The 23,630-nt window shown below is 59.9% G+C and carries 27 protein-coding genes and 1 pseudogene; 10 read left to right on the top strand and 18 right to left on the bottom strand.

The genetic code is table 11. From position 1 onward, the window contains the following. The first annotated feature begins 146 nt into the window (after positions 1–146). Positions 147–1,586 carry a hypothetical protein gene (locus OG246_RS25665; protein WP_266468225.1) on the top strand — a complete coding sequence of 480 codons (1,440 nt, stop codon included), beginning with the start codon at positions 147–149 and terminating at the stop codon, positions 1,584–1,586. A 182-nt stretch (positions 1,587–1,768) separates the two neighbouring features. Here the strand turns inward: OG246_RS25665 and OG246_RS25660 are convergent, their stop codons facing one another. Next, positions 1,769–2,098, bottom strand: a complete 330-nt coding sequence (locus OG246_RS25660; RefSeq protein ID WP_266468222.1) for an Lsr2 family protein — start codon at positions 2,096–2,098, stop codon at positions 1,769–1,771. Between the two features lie 1,546 nt (positions 2,099–3,644). After that, entirely contained in the window at positions 3,645–3,932 is a 288-nt protein-coding gene (locus OG246_RS25655; protein ID WP_266468219.1) for a hypothetical protein, read from the bottom strand. A 418-nt stretch (positions 3,933–4,350) separates the two neighbouring features. On the opposite strand from OG246_RS25655, the gene OG246_RS25650 reads away from it, so the two are divergent. After that, positions 4,351–5,553 carry a hypothetical protein gene (locus tag OG246_RS25650; RefSeq protein WP_266468216.1) on the top strand — a complete coding sequence of 401 codons (1,203 nt, stop codon included), beginning with the start codon at positions 4,351–4,353 and terminating at the stop codon, positions 5,551–5,553. Positions 5,554–5,604: 51 nt separating this feature from the next. Here OG246_RS25650 and OG246_RS25645 read toward each other — a convergent pair whose 3' ends face one another. The 4 genes from OG246_RS25645 to OG246_RS25630 all read right to left on the bottom strand — a co-directional run bounded on the left by OG246_RS25645 (position 5,605) and on the right by OG246_RS25630 (position 8,991). After that, positions 5,605–6,450: a hypothetical protein gene (locus OG246_RS25645; RefSeq protein ID WP_266468212.1), complete on the bottom strand. Its 846-nt coding sequence runs from the start codon at positions 6,448–6,450 to the stop codon at positions 5,605–5,607. A 167-nt stretch (positions 6,451–6,617) separates the two neighbouring features. Continuing rightward, entirely contained in the window at positions 6,618–7,643 is a 1,026-nt protein-coding gene (locus OG246_RS25640; protein WP_266468209.1) for a hypothetical protein, read from the bottom strand. 281 nt (positions 7,644–7,924) lie between these two features. Then, on the bottom strand, positions 7,925–8,125 hold the full coding sequence (locus tag OG246_RS25635; protein ID WP_266468205.1) for a DUF397 domain-containing protein: 201 nt from the start codon (positions 8,123–8,125) through the stop codon (positions 7,925–7,927). A gap of 20 nt (positions 8,126–8,145) precedes the next feature. Beyond that, positions 8,146–8,991 (bottom strand): helix-turn-helix transcriptional regulator, encoded by an 846-nt coding sequence (locus OG246_RS25630; RefSeq protein ID WP_266468203.1) that lies wholly within the window; start codon positions 8,989–8,991, stop codon positions 8,146–8,148. A 142-nt stretch (positions 8,992–9,133) separates the two neighbouring features. On the opposite strand from OG246_RS25630, the gene OG246_RS25625 reads away from it, so the two are divergent. Together OG246_RS25625 and OG246_RS25620 are read left to right on the top strand one after the other, a co-directional pair. Further along, on the top strand, positions 9,134–9,709 hold the full coding sequence (locus OG246_RS25625) for an ATP-binding protein (protein WP_266468199.1): 576 nt from the start codon (positions 9,134–9,136) through the stop codon (positions 9,707–9,709). Further along, positions 9,702–10,310, top strand: a complete 609-nt coding sequence (locus OG246_RS25620) for an ATP-binding protein (protein ID WP_266468195.1) — start codon at positions 9,702–9,704, stop codon at positions 10,308–10,310. Before OG246_RS25625 ends, OG246_RS25620 begins: the two co-directional genes overlap by 8 nt. 170 nt (positions 10,311–10,480) lie before the next feature. Here the strand turns inward: OG246_RS25620 and OG246_RS25615 are convergent, their stop codons facing one another. Then, on the bottom strand, positions 10,481–10,705 hold the full coding sequence (locus OG246_RS25615; protein WP_266468192.1) for a hypothetical protein: 225 nt from the start codon (positions 10,703–10,705) through the stop codon (positions 10,481–10,483). A 154-nt stretch (positions 10,706–10,859) separates the two neighbouring features. On the opposite strand from OG246_RS25615, the gene OG246_RS25610 reads away from it, so the two are divergent. From OG246_RS25610 to OG246_RS25590, 5 genes are all read left to right on the top strand, one after another. Continuing rightward, on the top strand, positions 10,860–11,738 hold the full coding sequence (locus tag OG246_RS25610) for a ParA family protein (protein ID WP_266468188.1): 879 nt from the start codon (positions 10,860–10,862) through the stop codon (positions 11,736–11,738). A 19-nt stretch (positions 11,739–11,757) separates the two neighbouring features. Beyond that, positions 11,758–12,114 carry a hypothetical protein gene (locus tag OG246_RS25605; protein WP_266468185.1) on the top strand — a complete coding sequence of 119 codons (357 nt, stop codon included), beginning with the start codon at positions 11,758–11,760 and terminating at the stop codon, positions 12,112–12,114. Between the two features lie 355 nt (positions 12,115–12,469). Next, positions 12,470–13,012 carry a hypothetical protein gene (locus tag OG246_RS25600; RefSeq protein WP_266468180.1) on the top strand — a complete coding sequence of 181 codons (543 nt, stop codon included), beginning with the start codon at positions 12,470–12,472 and terminating at the stop codon, positions 13,010–13,012. A 174-nt stretch (positions 13,013–13,186) separates the two neighbouring features. Next, positions 13,187–13,411, top strand: coding sequence for a type II toxin-antitoxin system HicB family antitoxin (locus OG246_RS25595; RefSeq protein WP_266468171.1), 225 nt, complete (start codon positions 13,187–13,189; stop codon positions 13,409–13,411). After that, on the top strand, positions 13,404–13,631 hold the full coding sequence (locus OG246_RS25590; protein ID WP_266468168.1) for a type II toxin-antitoxin system HicA family toxin: 228 nt from the start codon (positions 13,404–13,406) through the stop codon (positions 13,629–13,631). The genes OG246_RS25595 and OG246_RS25590 overlap by 8 nt, the downstream gene beginning before the upstream one ends. A gap of 7 nt (positions 13,632–13,638) precedes the next feature. Here OG246_RS25590 and OG246_RS25585 read toward each other — a convergent pair whose 3' ends face one another. From OG246_RS25585 to OG246_RS25550, 8 genes are all read right to left on the bottom strand, one after another. Next, a complete protein-coding gene (locus OG246_RS25585) occupies positions 13,639–14,148 on the bottom strand; it encodes a hypothetical protein (protein ID WP_266468165.1) in 510 nt (169 codons plus the stop codon). A gap of 38 nt (positions 14,149–14,186) precedes the next feature. Beyond that, entirely contained in the window at positions 14,187–14,429 is a 243-nt protein-coding gene (locus tag OG246_RS25580) for a hypothetical protein (RefSeq protein WP_266468162.1), read from the bottom strand. A gap of 178 nt (positions 14,430–14,607) precedes the next feature. Beyond that, positions 14,608–15,423, bottom strand: a complete 816-nt coding sequence (locus tag OG246_RS25575) for a hypothetical protein (RefSeq protein ID WP_266468159.1) — start codon at positions 15,421–15,423, stop codon at positions 14,608–14,610. Between the two features lie 159 nt (positions 15,424–15,582). Continuing rightward, positions 15,583–16,080: a replication-relaxation family protein gene (locus OG246_RS25570; RefSeq protein ID WP_266468154.1), complete on the bottom strand. Its 498-nt coding sequence runs from the start codon at positions 16,078–16,080 to the stop codon at positions 15,583–15,585. A 289-nt stretch (positions 16,081–16,369) separates the two neighbouring features. After that, positions 16,370–18,424 (bottom strand): type IV secretory system conjugative DNA transfer family protein, encoded by a 2,055-nt coding sequence (locus OG246_RS25565; RefSeq protein WP_266468151.1) that lies wholly within the window; start codon positions 18,422–18,424, stop codon positions 16,370–16,372. An 86-nt stretch (positions 18,425–18,510) separates the two neighbouring features. Next, positions 18,511–18,753: a hypothetical protein gene (locus OG246_RS25560; protein ID WP_266468148.1), complete on the bottom strand. Its 243-nt coding sequence runs from the start codon at positions 18,751–18,753 to the stop codon at positions 18,511–18,513. Positions 18,754–18,785: 32 nt separating this feature from the next. Beyond that, positions 18,786–19,112 (bottom strand): hypothetical protein, encoded by a 327-nt coding sequence (locus OG246_RS25555; protein ID WP_266468145.1) that lies wholly within the window; start codon positions 19,110–19,112, stop codon positions 18,786–18,788. Positions 19,113–19,419: 307 nt separating this feature from the next. Then, on the bottom strand, positions 19,420–19,641 hold the full coding sequence (locus OG246_RS25550) for a hypothetical protein (RefSeq protein ID WP_266468141.1): 222 nt from the start codon (positions 19,639–19,641) through the stop codon (positions 19,420–19,422). Between the two features lie 134 nt (positions 19,642–19,775). On the opposite strand from OG246_RS25550, the gene OG246_RS25545 reads away from it, so the two are divergent. Beyond that, a complete protein-coding gene (locus OG246_RS25545) occupies positions 19,776–20,912 on the top strand; it encodes a hypothetical protein (protein ID WP_266468138.1) in 1,137 nt (378 codons plus the stop codon). A 38-nt stretch (positions 20,913–20,950) separates the two neighbouring features. Here the strand turns inward: OG246_RS25545 and OG246_RS25540 are convergent, their stop codons facing one another. The 3 genes and pseudogenes from OG246_RS25540 to OG246_RS25530 form a co-directional block, all read right to left on the bottom strand. Then, positions 20,951–21,382 (bottom strand): hypothetical protein, encoded by a 432-nt coding sequence (locus OG246_RS25540; RefSeq protein ID WP_266468135.1) that lies wholly within the window; start codon positions 21,380–21,382, stop codon positions 20,951–20,953. A 395-nt stretch (positions 21,383–21,777) separates the two neighbouring features. Beyond that, a pseudogene (locus OG246_RS25535) lies at positions 21,778–22,557 on the bottom strand (GTP-binding protein); the annotation flags it as partial. Between the two features lie 334 nt (positions 22,558–22,891). Beyond that, positions 22,892–23,626 (bottom strand): DNA alkylation repair protein, encoded by a 735-nt coding sequence (locus OG246_RS25530; protein WP_266468132.1) that lies wholly within the window; start codon positions 23,624–23,626, stop codon positions 22,892–22,894. Between the last annotated feature and the right edge of the window lie 4 nt (positions 23,627–23,630).

Raw genomic sequence — 23,630 nt, 5'->3', positions numbered from 1 at the left:
CTGGCAACCCAATGCAGGGCACAAAGCGATGCGGAGAAATTAAAACTATTGACTAAACGGCAATAGCGGCCCATAATACCCACCCGAGGGAAATTCCCTCGAATTCAAGAGAAATCCTCTTGAATTCCGACACTCGGGAGGTGCTTATGCATCGCCGTGTCATCAAGTACATCGTGGCGGCTCTTGTGAGCTTGTTCATGATCGTACCGACAGTCGGTTCGGCCCACGCCGCCACTCTGTGCGACTCCGCGTGCATTGCCGACCAGTTGGTCAATGTCGGATTGCCGGGGAATGCCAGCGGCATACCGGCATACAACGCCGACCGCTCAATGGAGTCCTACATCGGACCGAACGGCCTCGAAATCCGCTACGGCCGCGATGCCACGTGGAAGGTTGTCAATAAGAACGCCGGGCTAGCCTCAGGCATTGTCGGGCTTTTCCTAGCCCCCGAGATCAGCGCAGCCGTAGTCGCCAACGTAACCGTCGGACGGATAGTGACCGCTGCGTCTGTAGGCGGCATCCTGTGCAGGTACCTCACGGATTGCAATGTCTCAGCTGTAGCGCAGTCTGCGCTTCAGCACGATATGTGCCTCGGCCTTACTGTTCCGCCGGACAGTACACACCCGTTCCTCGACCGCATGAGTCAGTTCCTTAGGCTCGCTCAGAACGCAGGGGCCCTGAACATCGCGGCAATAACCTCACCCGCTGCCCCGCAGGACATCAAGGTGTGGTTCGAGTCGTGCAGCAACGAACGCGCTTCCGGCTTGGCCGACACCGTCTCACCGGCCCTCGGCATCATGAGCGGCGACCTTTCACGGGCCACCGCCGCAAGTGCCATCCCGGTAACAGGCGGCAGCGCCTCCACCATGGCCTCACTCGGCCGCGACGTACTGACGCCCGGCCAGAAGATGTACCCCAACCAGTACCTCACGTCCATCGACGGACGCTTCGTACTCGCACTCCAGGGTGATGGCAACCTCGTGGCCTACGGCCCCGGGTACGTGCCGATCTGGTCGAGCGGAACAAGTGGGCGGTCAGTGGACTGCCTTCTCGCTCAGGCGGACGGCAACGTCGTGCTGTACGGCAAGAACGGCGTTGGCCCCATCTGGGCCACCAATACGAGCTCTTCAGGGGGCGCTTCTCTGAAGATGCAGGAAGACGGCAACCTCGTTGCCTACAACTCCAACGCCGGGGCGATGTGGAGTACCGGCACCGGACAAGGCACCACCGGCGGCAGCTACATCGGGAGCGCTCAGCTCACCGACAACCAGTGGCTTCGTCCCGGCCAGTACATGAGGTCGGCCGACTTCCGCTACACCCTCTTCATGCAGAGCGATGGCAACCTCGTTCTCTGGGCCCCGGGCAAGCGTGTCATCTGGTCAACCGGTACCGGTGGCCGCAGTGGCGTCGAGGGCCTGCTTCAGCAGGGTGACGCCAACCTCGTGCTCTACGCACACGGTGCCATCTGGTCTACCGGACTTGGTGGCCCCGGCCCGCACAAGTTGCTGCTTCAGAACGACGGCAACCTCGTCGTGTACGGCAGCAACGGCGGTATCTGGAGTACCGGCACCGCCAACAGGATTTAACGTCTACTCGGGACGTAAAACCGAGCAACAGCCCGTCCGGGCCGGAGTAAGCACTCTGGTTCGGGCGGGCTTTCCGCGTGGCCGGCGTCTACCCACCTACTCGACTGCCCGGGAATAAGTAAAAAGGCTGTAGGTTCCGGACGCTTCGCGGAACCTACAGCCAGCTTTTTATGTAGCGGTCACTACTTGGTGGCAGTGCCGCCGTTGGTGGCTTGCGCCTTCTCGTATGCCTGGCGCAGGTCGCCGGGGATAGGCCCCTTGTCGCTCACGACGAATCCGTTACGGATACCCCACTCGCGCATGGCCTGGGTGTCGTCGCCATTGCGCGACTTGCGCGGCGCAGATGTGGGACGAGAAGCGGCCTTGTAGGGGTCGAGAAGCCCGCGCATCTTGGCGGCGTTGACTTCGGAGAGGTCGAGCTCATACCACTCGCCGTCGAGCCCCCAAACGACGTTTTCGGCGGCCTCAGTCTTGCCGTCGATGTCGTCAATCGTTATCACGCGCCGTGCCATTGATACCCCTCTCAGGGGTTTGGGGAATGGTCTTGGTGCATGATTTATTTTGAACTATTAACAAAAATAGTCAAGAGGCATCTAATTCACTCTTGACGCTCGGAGATAGTGAGGGCATGCCGGCATACATCGCTACTAGGTCACGACACAGTAAGTAGAAGCCGTCAAGAAAAACTCGTGGTTTCTATACGGTGTTTGATCGGTCGAGCTCAAAGGTCATAAAAGATCCATTGTGCGACGCTAGAGCAAAAGAGGAGGCCGCCAACGGGTTAGGTCGGCGGCCGAGAGGCGAGTAGGACTACTTCTCGCGGCCTTTCTCTCCCATACCGAAGATGGCCTGAATCTCCCTGTTAAGCGATGACAGGGCGACGTAGCACGCGGCCCACCAGAGGACGAGGAAGCCCAAGGCGCATATGAGGAACATTGCCAATTGGGACTGCGGATTACGCCAGTACCAGAAGAGTGACATTACGCACCAGAGCAACGTCACTGATATGCAAGCAATGTTGACGCGCCTTTCAGTGCGCATCAACTTCAACCGGCGCCGTTTGAGAAAGTTGCCGCGGTGTGACATTTGCATTTACTTGTCCCTGCTGGAGGACTGGCCGCACAAGCGGGTTCACCGGAAGTGGCGAACAGTCCACTGGGCCCAAGATAGGGCCAGGCGCACTGCTCCCCACTTCGCCAGGGACAAGAAGGAAGCGAATAGAATATTCTAAGCAATGACGGTGAAAATGTCAATCCGTTTCCAGGTAAGCGAATACCTTCTGCTTCGTCGCTTTGTGTTGATCGGGGCCGATTTCCGCCCTGAATTGAACTTTGAATTTCGTGCGTCTTCTTAGCATCCAAGGTGGGTGCCTCACGGTATCCCACCAGCTCCCGTTAAGTTCCCGAGCAAGACTTACCTCGTCGATAAGCCACTGCTTCGAGTCCCCCGAATCGATCCTGCATGGGAAAACGGCCCCTTCGCGGAACGTCCTGGGGCCGATTTCCCATACCTGGCCATTCAGGGAATAAGTCCACCCCGCGATAGAAAAAGCGGTTCGCCCCCCATTATGGATAGTCAGAGCGATCATTGATTCGCTCAGATCGAAATCATCATCAAGGTCAGGGTACTGCGGGTTAAGATAGACCCAATTATTCATCGTTTGCAGCCGCTCCAGATTACGGCCATCCCACTTACCAGTACAGATAGTGGCTACCGGGATTGGGCCGCTCAACCGAAAGTGTCTGCGCCCGAATATCAGTCCGGTGGCCGTAGCTATGGCAACAGCACTTGGTGCCCCAATTTGGATAAGACTAGTCATCTCCAAGTCTTTGCCCCCTCAGTTGTGTTGCACTTCCTGACACGGCATCAGCAACGATAGCGAACTGTGCCCGCTCACGACAAGAGCACCGACCATAGGTGGAAGAGAGCAATCTAAAGGCAGTTACGGGCCACGACCATCACGCCGCTGACGGCAAGCAGGGTGACCGGGTCAGGTACTCACTCCGCTGGTTTCCAATAAGTATTGCGCGACGCGGTCGCCTGTCCCGACCTCACTGCCTACCATGCGTCGTAGTTTGGCATAATCAAAATGTCGGCCAATGAAGTAGACGAGCGACAGACCTGCTTCATTCCCGGGTCGGCGGAGCTAATGACGTCAGCGAACAGTTTCTTGATGTGGTTCTTATAGAATTGCTTGCTCTCTGCTGCCTCTGGGGAGTCGTACCGGCCCGCAAAATCTCGGTTCCAACTGTGCCAGGCGTCAAAGAACATTGCATTGTAGTTCTTTGCCATGGCCTGCGCGTTGTCGATGGTGCTTATGCATTCCTTCGCCTCGACCTCCTCCATACTCGGTCCGGCCGGTGTCGGTGCCGCTGCTACCGCTTGAGGCATACTGATTGGCATTGGAGTAGGCAGAGTGGTGGGCGCTGGAGTGGGTGAATAACTAGCCGCAGGGGCAGGCGTAAAAGAGGCCGATTCAACGTCCCCGTCATCGTGCCGACCCGCCAACGCGAAGACACCACCACCTAGCAAGACCGCTATCGATAGTGCACCAACAACAACTCTCCGGACGGGGTGTTCCCTTTTCCTCAGCGCTTCGATCTCTTCGGCTAGTGATCGATCTTCCATCTATTCAGAGAGTAGCTATTTGGCAAATTGATTACAAGCGCCCCGTTCCAAAAGTTCGACTACGACAAGGTTCTGGGACAACGCGGATAAAGAAAACCCGTTGTGCTCAAATGGGACACCGACGTACACTCCGCCCATGACCAAACTGAGCAAACCGGAGGTTGAACGACGGCTGGGTATGCGCACTGTTGACCCACAAGAGTTGGCATGGGCTATTTCCAACGTCGTGCCGCAGTCGCAATTTACGTCTGAGCTACAGGTGGATTTCCCGCGCGCCGATTCGCCAGCCCTGACGCTTCACTACTTCAGGAAGGGCGGCTTGCGTGCCATCGTGCCGGGGCCAAGTCTCACTGAGGAAACCTTCGCGCTGATCGAGCAGAGGGTTAAATCCACACTGCTTGCTCCGGCGACTCCCCTTGTCCGCCGCGTGGTTCTGTTCGCGCACGTACCCACAGAGGGCTACTGGCGGTACCGGGATAAGCTCGTGATTCAGCGCGCCCCGGACGAAGCACCCCGGCCCCCAGTCGAGTTGGGCGACCATCCACTCGTCTTTGAGGTGAAGTTCGATAGCTCCCCTGACTGGCAGCTGAGGAACATGCGCGCGCTACGGGAGCCGCGACAGCTTGCTTTGCTGCTGTCTCTCCTCGTGCCGGGTCTCAGCGTGCCCCCGCGCAATCCACGGCATCAATGGGTGCTGGACGCTACGCCCGGGGCCATGCGCTCCGTGTGGGCGCAAGAGACCTACTTCATCCCTAACTTTGAGACGTACACCGACGAGCTGTCACAGCAGGGAGACCTACCCGCTATTGAGTTGGTGGCGACTATGCCAAGCGGCATCCGTGAAAACCAAGTACTAGTGCTACCCGAGGACTTGGAGCAAAAGCTCGACACCTTCATGCGGCTTGGCGATGACGATCGCGCCCGTCTACTCCGCGCCGCCTACTGGCTTCACCACGCGCGGGAAGTCTGGGACGTATCCAAGTCAGCTCACTTCCAGTCCCTGGTACAAGCTGTCGAGGCCATGCTCAAATACGCTCCCCATCGGGAGCGGTGCCCACAGTGCAATGCCCACCTCGCCGGACCAACTGCCTACTTCCGGTGCTTCATTGACCGCTACGCCCCGATGCGGAACACAGAAGACGATGACGAGCGCAAGACTCGAAAGCTGCTGTACGACAAGCGCTCCGACCTCACCCACGGCACATCACTGCTCAGCGCCGACGAAGAAGTCGGTTTTGGGTGGCACCACCCCAAGCCGTCTTCCGAATACCAGCTTGCCAGCGAAGCTCACCAGGTGTGTCGGCGAGCCATCATTGGATGGCTGGAGGAACAGCAGTAGCCAGACGCCCGTTTCGAACCTCCGGCGGCACCAGTTGGCCGGAGGTTCGACCTACGCCAGCGCTGGCCTTGGCGGGGCATCCAACTGGTGGTGCGCGACGATGGCCGCCACAGAACCCTTCACGTCGAGGTACCCGGCGTGCATGAGCAACTCTTCCAGCACCGGCCGCACGATGGTGATGGCCGCTTCATCCGGCTTGCGCGAGAGAAGACGCTCCGCGGCAAAGCCGATGCGCGGACAGTCGGCGTAGCGCCTCTCGGCTCGGGCGAAGGAGTCGGAGCCCGGGACGTCGAGGGTCTGCCACACAACTTGCCCCTTGATGGTGCTGATGCGGCCACTTACTCCGATGCGCCAGTCATGCCGGCGGCGCTTCTCACTCCACCGCTTCCGGTACAGATTGCGATACACACTCCCCTGCACCACCCTGTGAACCCGCCCAATGACGGCCACCACCTCGGCCAGTGGTAGCGGGTCGGCCACCTCGTTTACCACGGCCATGTGCAACCCCCAGTGGAGGTCGAGCAGGCCGGAGCCGAACACCTCCAGCTGGTGACGCTGGAACGGGCCGAACTCGCCGCCGTCGTCCATGACGACAAAGCGCACCAGGTCTTCCCCGGAGTAGTCCACCATGTACGGCAGATCGCCGAAGACTTCGCGCGCCACCACTAGGGCGCGGGCGGCCAGATCGACAGCCGGTACCGGCTTCACCGCGCGGGTAGGTGCGACACAAACCCGCGCTACGAAACGCTGGGAGTAGTCGCGTTCCATCCCGCCGCACCCGGCAATAGTGCTGTGGTCGCCTTGCACCGTCTGCTTGCCCCAGCGCCAACCCGACTGAAGCAACCACCATGTCTTCTCGAAGATGTTGCCCGCCGCGTCAACCTCGCCAAAAGACATGTGACCACCCGCCTGTGAGCGCCGACGTAGGAAGCCGGTTCGGTAGTCCTGGCGGAGCAGTGCGTCTGCCTAACACGGCATCAGCAAGGATAGTGGGCGGTACTGACAGACGGGAGTGCTGGACAGTACTCCGGGGCCGGCGTGGGCCGCACGGAGCAGAGTTGGCGCTACTGCGATTCGCTCTGTCCAGCCAGATCCGCTTCCGAACTTCCTAGAGCGTCATCCTTGCGACGCCAGCTCACGATTGTCGCCTGGTTCGGCGTGACGTTGTACCAGGAAAATTTCCTGGGGTCAGTCTCCCGCCCGTGGGACACCCACTCCTCGTCATTCTGGGAACTCTTGGGCGTGAAAGCGGACACCGTCAAGTCTGGGAGGGCGTCCCCATCGAACTCAAGGGTAAAAGCGATAGCGAATGTTCCGTGCGCGAGTGGCACGTAGTCCGTAGAATGACGATACATGCGAGCGCGTCTCAACATCGAGAATTTATTCTGATAGGCAATAACCCCGGCAGGACTCTTGGCATTGATGAGATCCGCATGTTCCAGGAGCACCCGACTGTCCCCCGCCTTAGTTTCAGGCGAGAAGGGCTTGATGGCCTCCTCGTCTTCATCGACGTTTACGTCGCTCTGGGGGCAGTGCAAGCTGTAGTAGGTATACGCCGACTGGAAGCCGTCCACAGATCGAAGGATCCACAGCGGTTTTCTGAACCGCAACCCAGCCCTAGCAAGCGCTACCCCTTCTCCCGACAAGTCGAGCCGCAGGGCAAGAATCTCCTTAGTTTCAGGATCCACCCAGTCGAACGTCATTCTCCATCGCGTCCACTTGTAGTAGAGCTTCTCGTTGGCGAAGTCTTCTACGGCGCTTTTAAGCTCAGGCGGCTGGTTCGGGTCGAGGAAGCCAAACGTCTCCGCGAGCGCTCGCGCAATGCCCCTACGTTCCGAAGCTTCGCTCAGTTTCTGTTTGAGGTAGAAGTCTCCACCGATACCGAGGACAGAAGCGACGAGGAAAGACTCACCAAGTGCTATCGCAGCACTGTGGGTCTCACCCGATGGAAACCAAAGGTGCGCAGCGACGTAGCAGAAGACCGCAGGCAACAAAAGAAGGTAGGCGAGGAATCTTGCGATCCATCGCCGTACCTTACGTTCATCACCAGAGTCATCATCGTCGCCTGCGCTTGGTGCTGTTTCATTCACGCTTCGGCCTACTCTCCTCCGTCGTTCACGACTGCCTCACTTTCGCTTTACGCTCCATTACCTAGTGAGTATAAGTCGCTACTCAGCGTAGTACCAGACGCCTGCGTCGCCCCAGTGTGGGTGCAACACCCCGGCTGCGGAAGACGTCTGACGACGCCCCGTGTTGAGACGTTCACACAGAGCGTGGCAGCAGCGTCCCGTCTGGAAGCGCCAACTGAGCCCACAACGAAGCCCCCGACCGATCGCGCCGGCCGGGGGCTTCTCTTGCAGCTCCTACCGAGTCAGTTGTCGAACTCCCCCGCCTGGACGCCACCCGTGAAGGCGCTCCACTTGGCCGGGGTGAACAGCAGTACCGGCCCACTGGGGTCCTTGCTGTCGCGCATCGCTACGGCTTCCTCCACGAAAGCCACCTCAACGCACTCTCCATTGCCCTGACTTGCGCGGGCCTTGCGCCACTGGGCGCGGGTGAGGTCAACGTTCATTGCCCGCACCTTCCTCTCTATCACTGCTCGTCCACCAGCTTCTGAATCATGGCTTTGGTTCCGGCAACGCTCATGGCACTCGCCCGGAGGTTGTCGAAGATGAGGCCGTACCGCTGGGCGTCGCCCTCGCGGTCGGGGTAGGGGTCGCTGTCGCTCTCGACGTACACCACATCGGGGTCAGCGGGATGGGAGTACTGGAGGATGACGAACGTTCCCACCCTCGTACCGGGGTGTGCTCCGGCAGAGAACGGGATTACTTGGATGATGACGTTGGGTAGGTCGCCCAGCTCCAACAGCTTGAGCAACTGAGCCCGCATCACGTCCGGGCCGCCGACCACCCGCCGGAGTGCCGCTTCATCCAACACGGCGCGGACTTCCATGGGTTCGGGTCGCTTCGTCAGTACGGCCTGACGTTGCATCCGTACTTCTAGCTGTTGGTCGAGGGCGTCGTCGGTCGCTCCCGCGATGGTGTCGCGGTTAATCGCTTCGGCGTACTCCTCCGTTTGGAAGAGCCCCGGGATGACGTGCTGATACGTCAGGAGCGTGGTGGCTTCAGCTTCCAGCCCGATGTACGTCGAGTACGGAATGTCGCTGTAGAGCTGCCACCAGCCTTTGCGGTTGGCTTCGCGCACCAGGCGGGCCAGCTCATCCTTCCGCGCCTGGTCTTTCACGCCGTACAGCTCGACCAGTTGTGCGACGTCCGCCGCCGTCACCCGAGTACGTCCTAGCTCGATGCGCGACAACTTGGAGTTACTCCAAGACAACCGCTTCGCGGCCTCGTCTCCCTTGAGCCCAGCGGCTTCACGGAGCGCACGAAGCTCCAGGCCAAGACGCCTGCGGCGCACCACTGGGCTAGTTGTCGTCATACCGACCAGTGTCGTCACAATCCGTCGTCGTAGCAAGCGCCCATGCAATTGCATGGCATGATGCTATTGCGCGGGATCGTGGCAACAGAGGAGACTCGTGCAAACAACGTAACAGCCGACCCCGGACGTTGGGGGCTAGATCGTGTCGAACCACCCTTCACCGCAGCACAGCCGCCTTGAGCTGGCCTGCGAGGACACGGCGGCAAGGTGGGCGCGCGCCCATGCGCGGGATGTGCTCCGCAAGTGGGCCATCCCAGAGGGAGCGACAAACGACGCCTTACTCGTCATCTCTGAGCTGGTCACAAACGCCGTCCGGCACACCAAGAAGCCGGACGCTCCGCCACCCTGGGCGACGACTCGGTCGTCGCAGAGCTGCGTATTAACCCTCTGGTGTACGCCCGAGTACTTGCTCATCTATGTGTACGACCATGACCGCACGCCGCCGGTACGCCGTGTGCCCTCCCCCACCGTCATTGGCGGTCACGGCCTGCTTCTCGTAGAAGCGCTGAGCGCCGAGTGGGGCTACCAGTACCCGACGCCAACGTCGGGAAAGAGCGTCTACGCCAAGCTCATACTTCCCGGCCATCCGGTGCCGTCCGACGTCGTGTCCAGTGCCGACGAGCTCCAGCTACCGCCGCCGCGTACCGGCGGCCCGGTCTCCTTCTCCAACGACCCCCACACGATGCACCGCGTACGGCAAGGACTCGCCCATGGATAAGTCGCCCGCTACCGACCGTCTCCACCTTGCCGCCGTTGAGTTGGCGGTGCCCTCTTCCCGGTGGTTCGTCAGACACGTTCTGCGGCACTGGCAGCTCGACAACTACTCCTACGTGGCGCAGCTGCTCGCCTGTGAGCTCGTCACCAACGCCGTTGCCGCGACCGGGGTTGTCGGTACTCGGCCGACTCGACCGGAGCTACCCAGCCTCAACCTCGTGGCGGTGCAACTCCGCACGTATGACCGCCGGTTGTTCGTGGAGGTCTGGGACTGCGACCCCAACCCACCCGTCGTGCAGGAGTGGCAACCAGGTGCCGAGAGTGGGCGCGGGCTCGTTCTGATTGAGGCCATGAGTCGTCGGTGGGGCACGTACAACGCCGGAGCCAGTGGCAAAGTCGTCTGGGCAGAACTGGAGTTGGGTGCGCCTGCTATCCCACCCGAGGAGACTCCCCCGCTCCCAAAGCCACGGGTGGAGATGCCGCGCGTCCGACGAGGCCACCGGCACTACTCCGCCGCCGATACCGCGTTGCTGCAACGCATTACCGATGGCCTTGACGCCCTGGACGACGTGTCGAGCGACACCACAGCCTCAAGTAGGCAGTAGTTCCGCCCTCATACGCACCCCCGCCGCTGTACATGGACGCTCTACCCCGAGGTGTCCTGAGCTCTGCTCCAGCGGCGGGGGTGCTTCTGTGTGAGTGAGTAGTCCCCTGCCGGCGCGTGTACAGCGGCCCGAGAAGGCGTGTTCCTTCTCGGGCCGTGGGTCTGAGTGGGTTAAGCCGCGGCGGCTTCCCTAGCGGCTCGTACGGGCGCGTGGTAGCGGCGGAGCCGTTGGGCTGTCGTACGGGTGCGCCTGGCCTGCTCGTCGCTGGCCATGAGGCGGGCCGCGAGCGTGAGCCACGCTCCCCCACTCGTCGCGCGGCAGGTGCGTACGTCGAGGCCGGTGCGTGCTGTTACGAAGGCTTTGCAGGCGTTGAGTAATTCTTCTTGGGATTGCATAGCGGGTATATCCTTTTCAATACTTCATTTCCAGAATAGCACATTAGCTAGCTATCTTGCTAGCTAGCTACATAGCAAGATAGCTAGCGACGTGACTAACTAGCTAGATTTCTATATCGCTAGCTATGTAGAGGGCTAGCGATATAGGTAGCTATTGAGCTACGCGCCGAATATTGTTAATCTGGGGATATTAACTGGCGCACAAATGGCTCAAGAGCAGTACGACAAAAATAATCCCACTCCGCGCCACCCGAAGAAGACAAGCACCACTCGGCGGCTTCAAACACTGAACCGCAAGGGGGGTGCAGGCAAGTCAACAACAACCGGCAGCGTCGCGGAAGAGCTCGGCCGGATGGGGTATCGGGTACTCGTTGCAGACCTCGACGCCAATGCCAGTCTAACTAAGGCCGTCGGTCTGCGGCTCGGAGAGCTTAATCATTCCGTATACGACGTCCTAATGTCCCCTCGAAAATTGCTTGAGACTCGCGATGCAATCGTCCAATTGAGCCACCTGAACTTCGACATCCTCCCTGGTAGTGAGAATCTCGGCTATGCAGAGCCAGCCCTCCTTATGGCACGCCGCCAACACGCCTTACAGGAACGACTCGCCGAGGTGGAAGACGATTACGACTTCGTCATCATTGATACGGCAGGCCATGAGAGCTTCATGCACACCCTCGGACACGTTTACGCGGACGAAGTGATACTGCCTACCGAGGCGGACATTGCTAACTGGGAGACGATAGAGACCACGCTAGCGAGCGTGCGGAAGGTGGTAGAGGACGGACTCAACCCAAAGATGCGCGTAAGGGCAATCATCGTGACCAAATACCAGCAGGGGACGAAGTTTGGCGAGGCGATGCTCAAGAAGTTGAATGCCGAGTATGGAGACCTACTCTTGCCTGTAGTGGTGATGCAGACTGTGCGCGTACGGGAGGCTCAAGCATTCCACCAACCGATTACCGCGTATGCCCCTGAATCGCAGCCGGCCATGGCGTATAGAAAATTAGCGGAGTACTTAGAACGTGGCTAGACAAAAATTCAAATCAGACATGCTTGACGATCGCTCACCAGCCGGGGGACTCAAACCCCTCGACTTCATGACGCCGATGGACGAGCAGCAAGACAAGCCGCTTGAACTCGCTCCAGCCCCCAAACCCGCCCAGGCCGCAAACAGTCCGAGGGTGGAGGCAAAGCCGAATAAACCGACAAAGAAGAGTCTGGCCGCCGCCGAACCCGACCTTGCAATGCCGCCGTCACGACAGACCGAGCTTAAGGTGCAGCTCAATTCTAGGCAGTCGCCCGAACTTGCTGAGCGAGCAAAAAGCTTCGCGTCGGCGCACAAGGCTGACATCCAAGATGTAATTGGCCTGGCACTCGATGAGTACCTTACGCGGCGAGGCGCTTAGCCCTTCACGCTCCAAACATAAGCTTGATTGTTGTAATCATTACCATTATGCTGGCAGTAAGCTATCGCGCGACTTGTAGTTATTTCGCGCATTAGCTACCAAAACTCGGTGGCTTTTGTGTGTTGCGTAACCAGTACCTCTTCTTAAGGTGTTGACTTGCATAACCGGCGTGTTAAACTTGATTCAACTACAAGTCGCGCCGTCTGTTGAAGGGCCCCCGAGCAATCAGGGGCCCTTCTCTTTTTGGTCCGAGTTTTGGGGCGGCAACTCCGCGCGGTACGCCGTCGTCCGTAACCGAATCAACCAGCACCAGCCTGCATACAGGCTTCTTAGGTGCGCCCAAAACGGAGACGACATGAATAGTGCAAGTGCAGTCCTACAACAACGCTATGCGGCCCTCAACGCCACACGCAGCAAGCTCGACCAACACCCGGCCCCCCGTTCTATAGAAGAACTGGTTGTTAAAACCAACAACCCTTCTATAGAACTACCGGCGGAAATCGAAGCTCTCATCACTGGCCCGGAGTACTGGCAAACCGCCAAACGAAACCGCTACCGGATGCTCATTCGCGAAGGCCACCTGAACAAGCTCCTCAATCTTGCACAGATAGCCACGACAAAGACATCCCCCGCCAACTGGTTTGCCACGGCAGCCTCAAGGAAGGCCTGGGAGCGTACAACCGATTATCTGTCCAAGCTCGTGACAGTGGTGGAAACCGTCGAGCGGGTAGCCCACAAGCTCGGGGTAGCCGTAAACGGCTTCATCTACAAACAAGCCTGGAAGGGCGTTAACGTCGAACGCTGGGCGGATTTGGCTAGGGAGAGCGGCAAGCACAGGGGTAAGTACTTCGCTTGGCTGTGCCTGAGAGAGCAGGGGACTGCACCCCGGGCCGTCTAGGTTTCCACTCCCCGTTGTCCGTCCCTGCCCGAACTCAAGACGGCTTGTAAGGGAAGACGGGCGAGACAATAAACCACGCTCTTTGTCAACACACAGCGCCTTACAAGCCGTCCCGCTTAAGCTCGATACAAAAGCGCCAACATGTTATGCTGCGAATATTAATAGGGTATAGCCATGTCAGCTCAAGACCTACAACTTGAAGTAGTCATCTACCGCGAAGATGACGGCTATGTTGCTCAATGCCTCAACGTGAACGTTGCCAGCGATGGCACAACAGAGCGCGAGGCGCTAGACAACATCCGTGAAGCGTTAGAGCTCTACTTCGAGGACGAGACCGAGCGCGAGGTCTTACCCGTCCACCAAGCTAAGCTGACTAAGCTCACGTTACAGGGTGCCTAAGACACCCTCGTCCGCGTTTGCCTGCAAGGTTCTGTTGCGGCACGACTTCCAGTTTGTGAAGCAAAAGGGCTCCCATGCGAAGTACCGCAAAGATGGCACCCCGAGCCTTACCGTCATCGTGCCAATGGGGCGCAAGAATTTACGACTCGGTACGTTTCATTCCATCGTGCTGCAAGCAGGTCTGAGCGAAGAGGATTTTTTAGGCAAGCGAGCCGCATAAGCACCTGCTACTCCGGAAGCCGCCACCGCTTCGCGGACGACCTGGCTTTCGTTGGTGGCGTCTCTCGCACGAGATGGTAAAGGTTCTCGAAGTACACCTGCCAACGCTGAGAATTCTCTAGAGAAGGATTCCGCCTCGCTCGCTCGGCTTGAATGAGTGGCTCCATCTTCTCCCACATCAGAATAACGGAACCTCCCAGATAGCCAGAGACGGGCTCCACGTCAACAACGCTGTGAGTAACCAGGGCTCCAACGTTGTCGTAGAACCATGCAAGGTCGCGTACGAGGTTTTGTTTATCTTCTGGAAGGCCGCTTAAGCCCTGCGACAGATCGAAGGTATCAAGCTCCCGGTACACAAAGGCTCGTGCATCAGTGAGGTCGTCGCCCCGATGCTCGCGGAAGAGATCAATGACAACGGGCAAAGTGTTGGAGTGGCGAGCAAGGGTTAGTTGTCGAATGGAAACCAGAACAGAGACGACAACAGCCGTGATCGACAGAACCAGCGCTGCAATATTCAAACGACACCTCCGCGTCTGTGCCAAGCACTGCCCCGGACTCAACTAAGTTGTTCGTCGGGAGCCGATACCTTCCCGCGCATGGCCGCACTGCCTTGCCCGCCCGGCGACAGCATCACAATGCCGTCATTGCCCATGCCGCCCAAGAACGCTTCTTGGATGACGTACGGGGCACCCCCGAGCACGAAGCGCACTGAGCCATCGTCGTATGCGGTCACTCGGACTTTGCGGCCGTCTGGCAACTCCAAGTGCTTGTTGAACACTCGCTCGCGCTTCTCTGCCATGTCCGCCCCCTGGGGTACTGCCAACTGTTGGGCCGTCACGGTACCGCTGGTCGTTGGTCGGCGGCCCCAGTGAGTACCCCCGCGGCCGCCAGTAGGAGCGCCCGCCGGCTGCTACTCACTCCCCACCAGGACAAGCGAAACCCCGCTCTGGATGAGCGGGGTCGGTGCCACAACCTCGTTACGAGGCGGCGGCGGGTTGCTTCTCGGGCTCGGGTTCCGGTGGCGCTTTGGTCTCGGCGATGCGGTCGCGGCCCCATCGTTCTCCTCGGCTGAAGAGGTCGCCAAGCTCTTTGCCCGTGAGCGGCTTGCCACTGTCGAGGCTGCGGAGGTAGGCCTGTTGGGCTTCTCCTTGCCGCCCAGCGGCGTGTGGACGTTGCTGCTTGGGGCCACTTCGGTGCCACCGAATGCCGGAGTGAGTATCAGCCGGCGGCGGCACTTCCGGCGCGGCAACGGGTACCCTCTCCGGCTCCTGGGTGGAGTCAGTTGCGCCAAGCGGCAAGTGATCTTGCGGGGACTCGACTACTTTTTCAAGATCAACTGCCGCTTGGGCCACGGTCGGCGGCGGCATTCGATCATGGTCGGGCGGGGGCCCGGGGGCGGCAATCTGCGGCAGTTGATCTTGGGCCGCCTGCCGCGCCTGTACGTGCCCGATGGCGAGCAAAGCACCAGAGCAGACGGCCATGAAGCCGTCGACGGCCAGGGGGCCGATTGCCGCGCTCACGGGGTCTTCACCGTACGACGCCAGGAGCGACGACATGTGGCGGTAGGAGATCACGGCGGCAATCCCAGCAACGGCAGTTAGGCCACCGTGCCGCACGACTTTCCACATCCAACCGTCCGGCCAGTTGACGCGAGAGATTACTTCAATGGAAATAAGTAGCGCAACGGGCCAGAATGCCGCCGCCGCTATGGCCCCACCTTGCGGCGTCCAAGTTGCCGTCGCGTGGGCTGGCTTGAGGTAACTGTGGGCGACGTTCGCGGCAATCGAGGCCACGATTCCTACACCAAAACCTAGCCGCGCCCAACTGCGGCCAGGCGGAGAGTCAGCCATAAGGTTTCCCTTCTCTCGGCCGCAGTTCGAGCATACTAAAAATGTGACATTGTGTCAGTTGTGTCCAACTCCTTTGGATGAGATACGAATTAGCCCAACTTCCTAGGTGGTGAGGTATTGTGCGGCGTCGTCAAGTTGAGTCAGGCGGAACAAGTCCGCGCCGCCATGGTCTTTAATTTTTCGCTGGATGTAACTTGCCCGCGTACTGTCGGGCACGACGAACACAACGGCGGGGAACCTCCCTTCCGTCCACTGTTGGTGTGCGGCGGTATAGGCCCGGAGCTTTGCGGGGATCTTTTGGCCCCACTCGCTACCCTCGTCTACTTCAATGAAGCAGTCCCGCAGGTTGTCGCCGAGCTGAATTTGCACCCGGGCGTCCGGCCGAAGGGGCGTCATACCAACCGTCAGGGCGGATTGCTCTTCTGAGTGGAAGGCCACCGGGCCACACAGTCCGTCGTGTTCGGCCATGGCGAGTTGTACCCGGAGCTCAACGATGTCGTGCGTGTGCATCCGGCGGGAACGGGCCGCGCTCGTCGGCGGTACGTAGACATAGCCGCCGCTGCCACCTTCAAAGCCGCCAACCCAACGCACCCCCGGCATCCGCTTTATCGCGCCCCTTTGTACGAGGCTTCTCAGAGTGCGTTGCACCCGGGTAGGGCGTGACCGGTCAGTGCCGTCCCGGTAGAAGTGCAGTCTAGATATTTGGCTAGTGGTGACTTGGTGGAAGTCGAGGACGGTTTGGACGATGGACAGGTGGCGGGGGGAGAGTGGGGGATGGGGAGTCACCAGGTGCCCCCAGTCCGGCCGCGTCCGATCCCGTCCACGCAGGCCAGCGACCCTATGGGGTGTCTAGCGATCCATACACCGATCCATACAGCGATGCATACAGTCACCAAGCCACCTCCGGGGCCGCCGCCGTGGCTGTCTGGCCCTGCCTTTTCTGCTGATCGCTGAGTACTTCATCAATGCTCCGGCCGTACCGGCTATCCGATTTCTCAATCACTACTCCCCGGGTTCCCAGCGCCGGAGTGGATGGGAAAGTTTTGGCGGTAGCTGCCGCGCCGCCGTCGAGCTTCACCACCACCTCGAACTTGTCGAGGGTCTGGAAGTCGGCGGCGGTGAGTTCACACGCCAACTCCCGCGCAATGATGAGTGCGTCAGCGGCCGAGCAGGGGAAGACGATTTTAGAGCGGGTGTTAGGCATGATGGAGTCCCGAATATTGGGCGAGAGTTGACTCATGTACTGATGCGCCAGCACGAAGCCAACGCCGTACTTACATGACTCCGCCAAGGCATCGGCGAAGTTGGTGGGGATGTTGATGTAGTTCTGGAACTCGTCAATGAAGACGGGGAAGGGCGAGCGCTCGGGTACAGGTATGGCACTTCGGCCCTGCACCGCTTGCCATAGCTTCGTGACGAGCAATGAGCCAAACAGTCGGGACGTCTCGTCGCCGAGCTGGCCCTTACTGAGTGAGACGATCAGGATTTTGCGCTGCCGGATGATGGCTTCAAGGTCGAGGCCGCTCCCGGCTTGCCCGAGACAGGCCCGCAGGTTCGGCCGGACTTCAAAGGCCCGCAGCCGCCGCAACACGGGGGCGGTGACGTCGAGCTTCCGGGCTGGGGATTGGCTGTCGTACCACTGCCAGAAGTTCTTTAGTGCTGGGTCGTCCAAGTCCTTCGTCAGTTTGTGCCGGAAGGTGTTGGAGGCGGCATCTACTCCCAGCAGCGCGGGTATGTCCATGAGGGTCATTCCGGCTTGAGCGAGGGTGAGTACGCTCGACCGCAACACGTCGGCCGTCTGGGGCAAGCGGTGGATGTCATACAACTTGTCGAAGACGGCCAGGATTTGGTCCATGACGATGTACGGGTCGCCGGAGAAGACGTTGAGCGAGATCGAGCGGCTAGCGTCCGCCGGGTTGAACCACACCACATCACTGAGTCGGTGGTGGGGGATGCGGTCAACTATGTTGTTGGCCGCATCGCCGTGCGGGTCGATGAAGACGCCACCAGAGCCCGTCTGAATCGCTTGAAGAAACAGATTCTCTAGTACGGTCGTCTTGCCGGTAGTCGTGGCTCCTAGGACGTGCATATGGCGTGTGAGCGCATCCACCGACATCGTCAGGTCGCGAGTATCGCCGGGGTAGTTACTTACTCCCACCCGGATACCGTCCCGCGGCATGTCGCGGCCGGCTGCCAACCTACGGCTTTGGCCGAGGGTTAGTCCCGGTACTTGCGGCGAGGCGATGGGTAGTGCACACACCACAGCCAGGGTGTGCGCCTTGAGTAGTCCCGGCCACCGTACTGTCGGGGCCGATCGGTTGTTAATACGTGCTACCCACTCCGGCCGCAGGCGGCGGGCCTTGAAGACCTGCAACCCGCCGTAGGCCGAGAGGGTATGGCGCAGAAGAGCTTTTGCCCGGATGTCGTGACCGGATGCAGCCAACCGCCCCACCACCCAGAAGGCAGAGTCTTTCTTGGGGTTGATGACTCTGCCAACGGGCGTCATGACGAACTGCACGATGACGGCTTCATTTTCGTGCAAGCCGGTAAGGCTGCGTAGCAATGTCGGGATGAGCTTGGGGTCGGGCTCGATCTCCTTGAAGGTGCCGTGCTCGTCTTCCTCGATGACATCGTGGTGTTCGAGCTCAACGGCGTAGTTCCAGCGCCGGGGTTGCTGGGCTATTTCCTCCACCCGGATACCGGGTATGACGCCGGAGAGGTGGCTACGCACGATGTCCGCCACGTTCGGCGGGAAGCTGAGCAAGTAGTGAATGCCCGTGGGCGTCGCCAGGATTTCAAACGCCAGGGTGTTGCGACCGAAGGGCTCACCGACATGACGCACGGGACGGTACAGCCCCCGGAGCGAGGTGAAGAGTAATGCGGCATCGTCGTGCTTGAGGTCGCGCGGAAAGGTGAGGTGGTATGTGACGTGGCTTGTGTCCAACTGGTGCTGCCCCCAACTTCGTGTAGTGAAGAGGCCCGCAATGAGCAGGCCGCTTAAAGTGACAGCTATGTCGAACCAAACTAGAATCACTCACCCATAATACGATCTATTTTCTCTTGGGCTTCGCGTTCCAGATCGTAGAGACGTTGGAGGACGGCTTGCTCGTCGCCAACTACCCTTTTCACTGCGAGGTCGCGCGCATAGGCCATGTTCTCGATAGCCCGACGCTCCTCTTCCTTCTCGACCCTGGCGTCTTGGGCTAGCCAATCCCACACGAGGTAGACGATGACCCAAAACGCGATGCCAATGATGAGCTTGCCGAAGTTCATGAACAAGCCCCCGATGATCCCGAATAGCAGCATCAGAAGCTCATCCCCCCGCTGATGGCGCGGGTACTGTTGCGCTCCCATTCGTCGAAGACCTTGGTGAGGGCATCAATCACGAGAGGGTTGTCGGTTTTGACTATCTCGCTAGCGATACGCTCACCCATGGCGATGTGCTTCTCTATCTGCACCTCGTACAGCCGGTACAGGGCGTCTAGGCGAAGCGCCTTAATCGCTATCTCCAGCCGGGTCATGAAGATTGCTGCCCGAGCTGTCCGCTCCAGGGCTCGTATCTCCTGCGGTGGTGCTCCCGCCCGCATCGGGATGAGGTCGTGGTTCGCGGGTTGGTATCGCTCGATGTCCATGCGCTTTCCTCTTTTTCTCTAGGAAGTCTTGCCACTTGTCGCCACCCTTTTTGCGGCGACTGGCGATGTACCGCTCGAACCTTGCTTGCTTCTTCATCTCTTGCTCTAGTCGGTATTCCTCCCAACTGGTGTCGTCTGCGGACACATCGAGTTCGTCTTCTTCCAATAGGGAGCCTCCATTAACCTCGTGGATCCACGTGGATCCAAATGTGTTGCGGTGACGATTTCACCGCAGATAGTTCTTCGCTTCTCTTCCCCTGCACCGACGCGCCGGCAGCTACCTACTCCGGCGCGTCGGTGGAGTCAGTTACGCGGCTTGATCGAACCCGGCGGGGTCGGTGACACAGTGGCGGTACAGCCATGCGCACCCGAGTTCGACTTCGTGCATGATCCGCTTGGCCTCGTCGTCGACACCGCCAACGATCTTTATGAACTCGTGGTGCGTGCGTACTTCCTCCATGTACTGCTGGAAGAGGCGGCGGAGCCGCTCCCACTCCTCGTCGTCGTGCTGGCCTTCGTGTTGGCTCATGTGTGCTTCCTTCCGTTGGTCTTCCTGGTCGGCGTCCCTAGTGAGACGCTCTCTGTAACCAGTCGACCACTCCCGTCTGTTGGGGCTGGCAAGTGGTTGGCAAGAGGCGTGAGCGTTGGTGGAGGCACGGACATATGAGGGACTGGGATGACGACTCATCGGCGCGGCAACTCGCGACCGCGCTTCAGGATGCCGTTAGCAGAGAGGGAGGCCTTCAATACCAATCAGTCACAGGACTGGGCCCCTTGCTGGAGCTTCCTCAAGTTCAGCTTCGCCTTAAGGCCTCAAGCAATGAAGCTGAACAGTTAAAAGTAGTCTGCGCGACGGTTAGGCGCGCGATTGCAGCGATAACCAGACCACAGAAAGTCTTGACGAAGGGACGGGTTTGGGAAGACAGAGAGGCCGAACAGGTATGCGAAGCCATTTCCATACTTCTCAACGAGGTGGAGATCGCATGGAAAACAAGCGCCAAAGAAAGGAGGAAAGATGCAATCGGATTGCTGAAACTCAATTGCACAATCAGCACTATGCGGCGACGCACGGGGCCCGAAACAGAGCTCATGCTGATTCTAGCTCGCACTCTAATAGCGCGCCGGAGTCCGGTGGCATTTGAAAAAATTGAAGTCGAGTATGAATTTGTGGACGATGACGAGTCACCATTGGGAGTTAGACTCCAAAGGTCCTCCGTCAACTGCACAGTGCGCATACTTCGGAATTTTGAAGCCTTCGAGGACGACGGCTTCTATTTGATCCCCTGGTACGGAAAAATGGCAAGAGACCTCAATTACATATTTGACACGCCAGTCGGAGATACCGCCGTATACACCTCAATTTTCAGCACTTTCAAAATGGAGGAATTTTCGGGTGGTCATCGAGAATTTCACCCGGTTCTGATCGTGCCCCGTACGTCACCGACATTGCCCAGGTACGATTACGACGTATATTACCCCCGTTGCGACCGCAGTCTGTGTGCCCGGCCCGGAGACGAAAACTATCGACTGGTGGTGACACCGGCGTTCGATATGAAGGGCGAGATTTTGGTGAAGATTTCAAGCCCCAAACCAGTTGAGATTAGTGCAGTCGGCTACCCTCGTAGGCTGATTTTCAACGCATTGGAATCGGGTCAGTACCGCAGCATTTACTCGTTCCCCGACCCGATGGCCCGTTACCCCTTTGGGGTTATAGTCCAATGGAATGAGGAAGTAGGTGCTGGAGATCGGAAACTTGTTGAGTGGCTAGATGTTGCGTGGCTAGATAAAGAGGAGCCGTAGTTCTTGACCACGACTCCTCATATTGAGCGTATTACTGCTTACATCCAGCCGAGAGGGACGGGCGTAGTGCCAGCCTCTTCGCCCTTGAGGAGGCGGATGATATGGCCCTCTTCGAGCTGACCTTCAATCCCGGTGTACAGGATACCGAAGACCCAAATTTTCTCTGGGTAGTTCCCGACTACCCATCCCTCGAACTCGTAACAGGGCAGGTCTTCCTCGACATCCCAACTGAAGACAACGCGGAGACTGGTGGGAACAATGCGGAGTGGAAAGCGGTTGATCTCGTCCGTGTCGTTAAGCGACCCACACGCCTCGAACATCAACGACTTTGGCTCACTCCGTCGGCTCGACCTCATACACTCGTGGAAATCCTCCAGCGAGTAGAAGGAGTAGTCACCGTCACGTGGACTGTCGGGATGGTGGAGACTCATCGTGGGGTGCTCAGAGTCAACCTTTATCTTTTCTGTCATTACCAAGCCCTCACTCAGTTTGGGCCTGGCTTCTATATCCAGACCGCACCCCTATCCCTCAGCAGGGGTGCGGCATGAATCCACGTTTATCTCATGAACAAGAAAGTTATGCAAGCAATAGCGTTTTGCGCTGCGGTAGTTGGCGCTACTTCTCCGGTGGCTTCACGGAGTGCGCGGGATGCGTGGCAACGGGGCACGGCGGCGGCTGGCCGTCCGGCGGCACCGTGCCGACGAGGCGGGGTGTCCTGCGGGAGGATGCCGCCTGACGAAGCCATGTGACGCACCATCAGGCGGGTATTTGGCTGGTGATCTAGCCCATGACCAGGCCAAAGGAAAAGGGGAGTGCTGGCCCCAGTGTGCCGCCGCTACGGGGTGGATACGCTAACCATGGCGTTGCCGAAGGTCTCGAGGCCGGTGACCACCGTGTCGACGGTGGCGCCGAGCACTTCGACACGGTCGCCGACCCGGATCGTGCCTCGCTCGACCGCCCCGGTGACGACCGTCCCGCGCCCGGTGATGGTGAGCACGTTCTCGACCGGCAACAGGAACGGCGCGTCCAGGTACCGCTCCGGAATGGGCACGTACGTGTCCACCGCGTCGAGCAGCGCGTCGATAGCCGACATCCAACGGGGGTCCCCCTCAAGGGCCTTGAGACCGGACACCCGTACGACCGGCACGGAGTCGCCCCCGTACCCGTGCGCGGAGAGCAGCTCGCGGACCTCCAGCTCCACGAGGTCGGTGAGCTCCTCGTCGCCCGCGTCGGCCTTGTTGAGGGCGACGACGATGTGGTCGACGCCCACCTGCCGGGCGAGCAGCACGTGCTCGGCGGTCTGCGGCATGATCCCGTCGAGCGCGGAGACGACGAGGATCGCCCCGTCGAGCTGGGCCGCGCCCGTGACCATGTTCTTGATGTAGTCGGCGTGGCCCGGCATGTCGACGTGCGCGTAGTGCCGGGTGTCGGTCTCGTACTCGACGTGCGCGATGTTGATGGTGATGCCGCGCGCGGCCTCCTCCGGCGCCCGGTCGATCCGGTCGAACGGAACGAAGGTGCCGGAGCCGCGCTCGGCGAGAACCTTGGTGATGGCGGCGGTCAGGGTGGTCTTGCCGTGGTCGACGTGACCCATGGTGCCGATGTTCAGGTGCGGCTTGGTGCGCACGTAAGCCGTCTTGGGCATGGCTGTACCTCGAAGCCTCTTCATGTCAGCGGAGCTGAGTGATGGCCCCGGCGCGTTTTTACGGGCCGGAACGGGGACCCCCAAGGACTTGCCGACCCTCCCCCTGCGGGGTCCGCCGGACAATCCGGGAAGGGTCAGCTTCGGGCGCCGTCGACAGCGGCCGCGATGATCGGGACGGCAGCCTTCGGCGCATCCGCGACTGCGGATGCTGCGAGGAAGAAGGCGTACCGGAACATGAGGAGATCTTCGCCGACGCCTCTGCCGACGTCGAATGGTTTTTCGCGTCCTGGACGCGTCCTGGAGGCGGGTGTTTCCGATGGTGCGTAAGAAGGCTTCAGGGGCCGATGTTCTTCAGAGCCTCGCGCACGGACAGCGGCGCGAACCTCCCACGCTCCCTGGCGAGGAAGTCCCGTACCGCCTCGGCGTCCGTCTTGGCGTACTCCCGCAGACACCAGCCGATCGCCTTGCGGATGAAGAAGTCGGGGTGTCCGGACTGGCGGAGGCAGTACCCGAAGAGGCGTTCCGTGTCGGTGGCGTCCTTGTAGCGGAGCTGGTGGAGCAGGGCCGTACGCGCGACCCACAGGTCCTCGTCCTCGATCCACGCGTCCATGTCGGCCTTCAGCTTCGGATCGGCTGCCACCAGGCCCCCCACCGTGTGGGAGGCGAGTGCGTCGACGGTGTCCCACCAGGAGACCGTGGCGACGAGGTGCCGTGCCACCGGCAGGAAGCCGGACGAAAGGCGCTTCACATGACGACGCAGGTAGTCGACGGCGAAGTAGTGGTACTCGCGTTCCGGCAGCTCCCAGCAGCGCAGTGCGAGCGCCGTGCAGTCGGCCTCGTCGGGGCGCGCCGTGCTCAGGAGGACGGTCCGTGACAGGGCGCGGCGCTCGGGTGTGGTCAGGCCGAGGAAGGGCGCGATGTCCTTCATGTAGGCGCGCATCGACACGGCCCGTTCCGGATCGGCCGCCGCGGCGTAGGTGGCGGTGAGCCGCTCCAACAGGGTGTCCGCAAGGACGCTGTTCGGCACCTCGAACGGCGCACCTGACGTTCCCGAAGCTGTGACGCCCATGAGA

Source organism: Streptomyces sp. NBC_00620 (assembly GCF_026341825.1).
Taxonomy (GTDB): domain Bacteria; phylum Actinomycetota; class Actinomycetes; order Streptomycetales; family Streptomycetaceae; genus Streptomyces.
The sequence above is the reverse complement of the archived record's forward strand: the minus strand, read 5'-3'. Positions and strand labels throughout refer to the sequence as shown.

Bases quoted from the DNA above. Each gene is read 5' to 3' on its own strand.
- OG246_RS25530 (WP_266468132.1), bottom strand. From the start codon at position 23,626: ATGGGCGTCACAGCTTCGGGAACGTCAGGTGCGCCGTTCGAGGTGCCG.
- OG246_RS25650 (WP_266468216.1), top strand. From the start codon at position 4,351: ATGACCAAACTGAGCAAACCGGAGGTTGAACGACGGCTGGGTATGCGC.
- OG246_RS25555 (WP_266468145.1), bottom strand. From the start codon at position 19,112: ATGGACATCGAGCGATACCAACCCGCGAACCACGACCTCATCCCGATG.
- OG246_RS25580 (WP_266468162.1), bottom strand. From the start codon at position 14,429: ATGGCAGAGAAGCGCGAGCGAGTGTTCAACAAGCACTTGGAGTTGCCA.
- OG246_RS25655 (WP_266468219.1), bottom strand. From the start codon at position 3,932: ATGGAGGAGGTCGAGGCGAAGGAATGCATAAGCACCATCGACAACGCG.
- OG246_RS25570 (WP_266468154.1), bottom strand. From the start codon at position 16,080: ATGCCGGGGGTGCGTTGGGTTGGCGGCTTTGAAGGTGGCAGCGGCGGC.
- OG246_RS25615 (WP_266468192.1), bottom strand. From the start codon at position 10,705: ATGCAATCCCAAGAAGAATTACTCAACGCCTGCAAAGCCTTCGTAACA.
- OG246_RS25665 (WP_266468225.1), top strand. From the start codon at position 147: ATGCATCGCCGTGTCATCAAGTACATCGTGGCGGCTCTTGTGAGCTTG.
- OG246_RS25545 (WP_266468138.1), top strand. From the start codon at position 19,776: ATGAGGGACTGGGATGACGACTCATCGGCGCGGCAACTCGCGACCGCG.
- OG246_RS25550 (WP_266468141.1), bottom strand. From the start codon at position 19,641: ATGAGCCAACACGAAGGCCAGCACGACGACGAGGAGTGGGAGCGGCTC.
- OG246_RS25540 (WP_266468135.1), bottom strand. From the start codon at position 21,382: ATGACAGAAAAGATAAAGGTTGACTCTGAGCACCCCACGATGAGTCTC.
- OG246_RS25560 (WP_266468148.1), bottom strand. From the start codon at position 18,753: ATGAACTTCGGCAAGCTCATCATTGGCATCGCGTTTTGGGTCATCGTC.
- OG246_RS25645 (WP_266468212.1), bottom strand. From the start codon at position 6,450: ATGTCTTTTGGCGAGGTTGACGCGGCGGGCAACATCTTCGAGAAGACA.
- OG246_RS25605 (WP_266468185.1), top strand. From the start codon at position 11,758: ATGCTTGACGATCGCTCACCAGCCGGGGGACTCAAACCCCTCGACTTC.
- OG246_RS25630 (WP_266468203.1), bottom strand. From the start codon at position 8,991: ATGACGACAACTAGCCCAGTGGTGCGCCGCAGGCGTCTTGGCCTGGAG.
- OG246_RS25600 (WP_266468180.1), top strand. From the start codon at position 12,470: ATGAATAGTGCAAGTGCAGTCCTACAACAACGCTATGCGGCCCTCAAC.
- OG246_RS25660 (WP_266468222.1), bottom strand. From the start codon at position 2,098: ATGGCACGGCGCGTGATAACGATTGACGACATCGACGGCAAGACTGAG.
- OG246_RS25620 (WP_266468195.1), top strand. From the start codon at position 9,702: ATGGATAAGTCGCCCGCTACCGACCGTCTCCACCTTGCCGCCGTTGAG.
- OG246_RS25635 (WP_266468205.1), bottom strand. From the start codon at position 8,125: ATGAACGTTGACCTCACCCGCGCCCAGTGGCGCAAGGCCCGCGCAAGT.
- OG246_RS25595 (WP_266468171.1), top strand. From the start codon at position 13,187: ATGTCAGCTCAAGACCTACAACTTGAAGTAGTCATCTACCGCGAAGAT.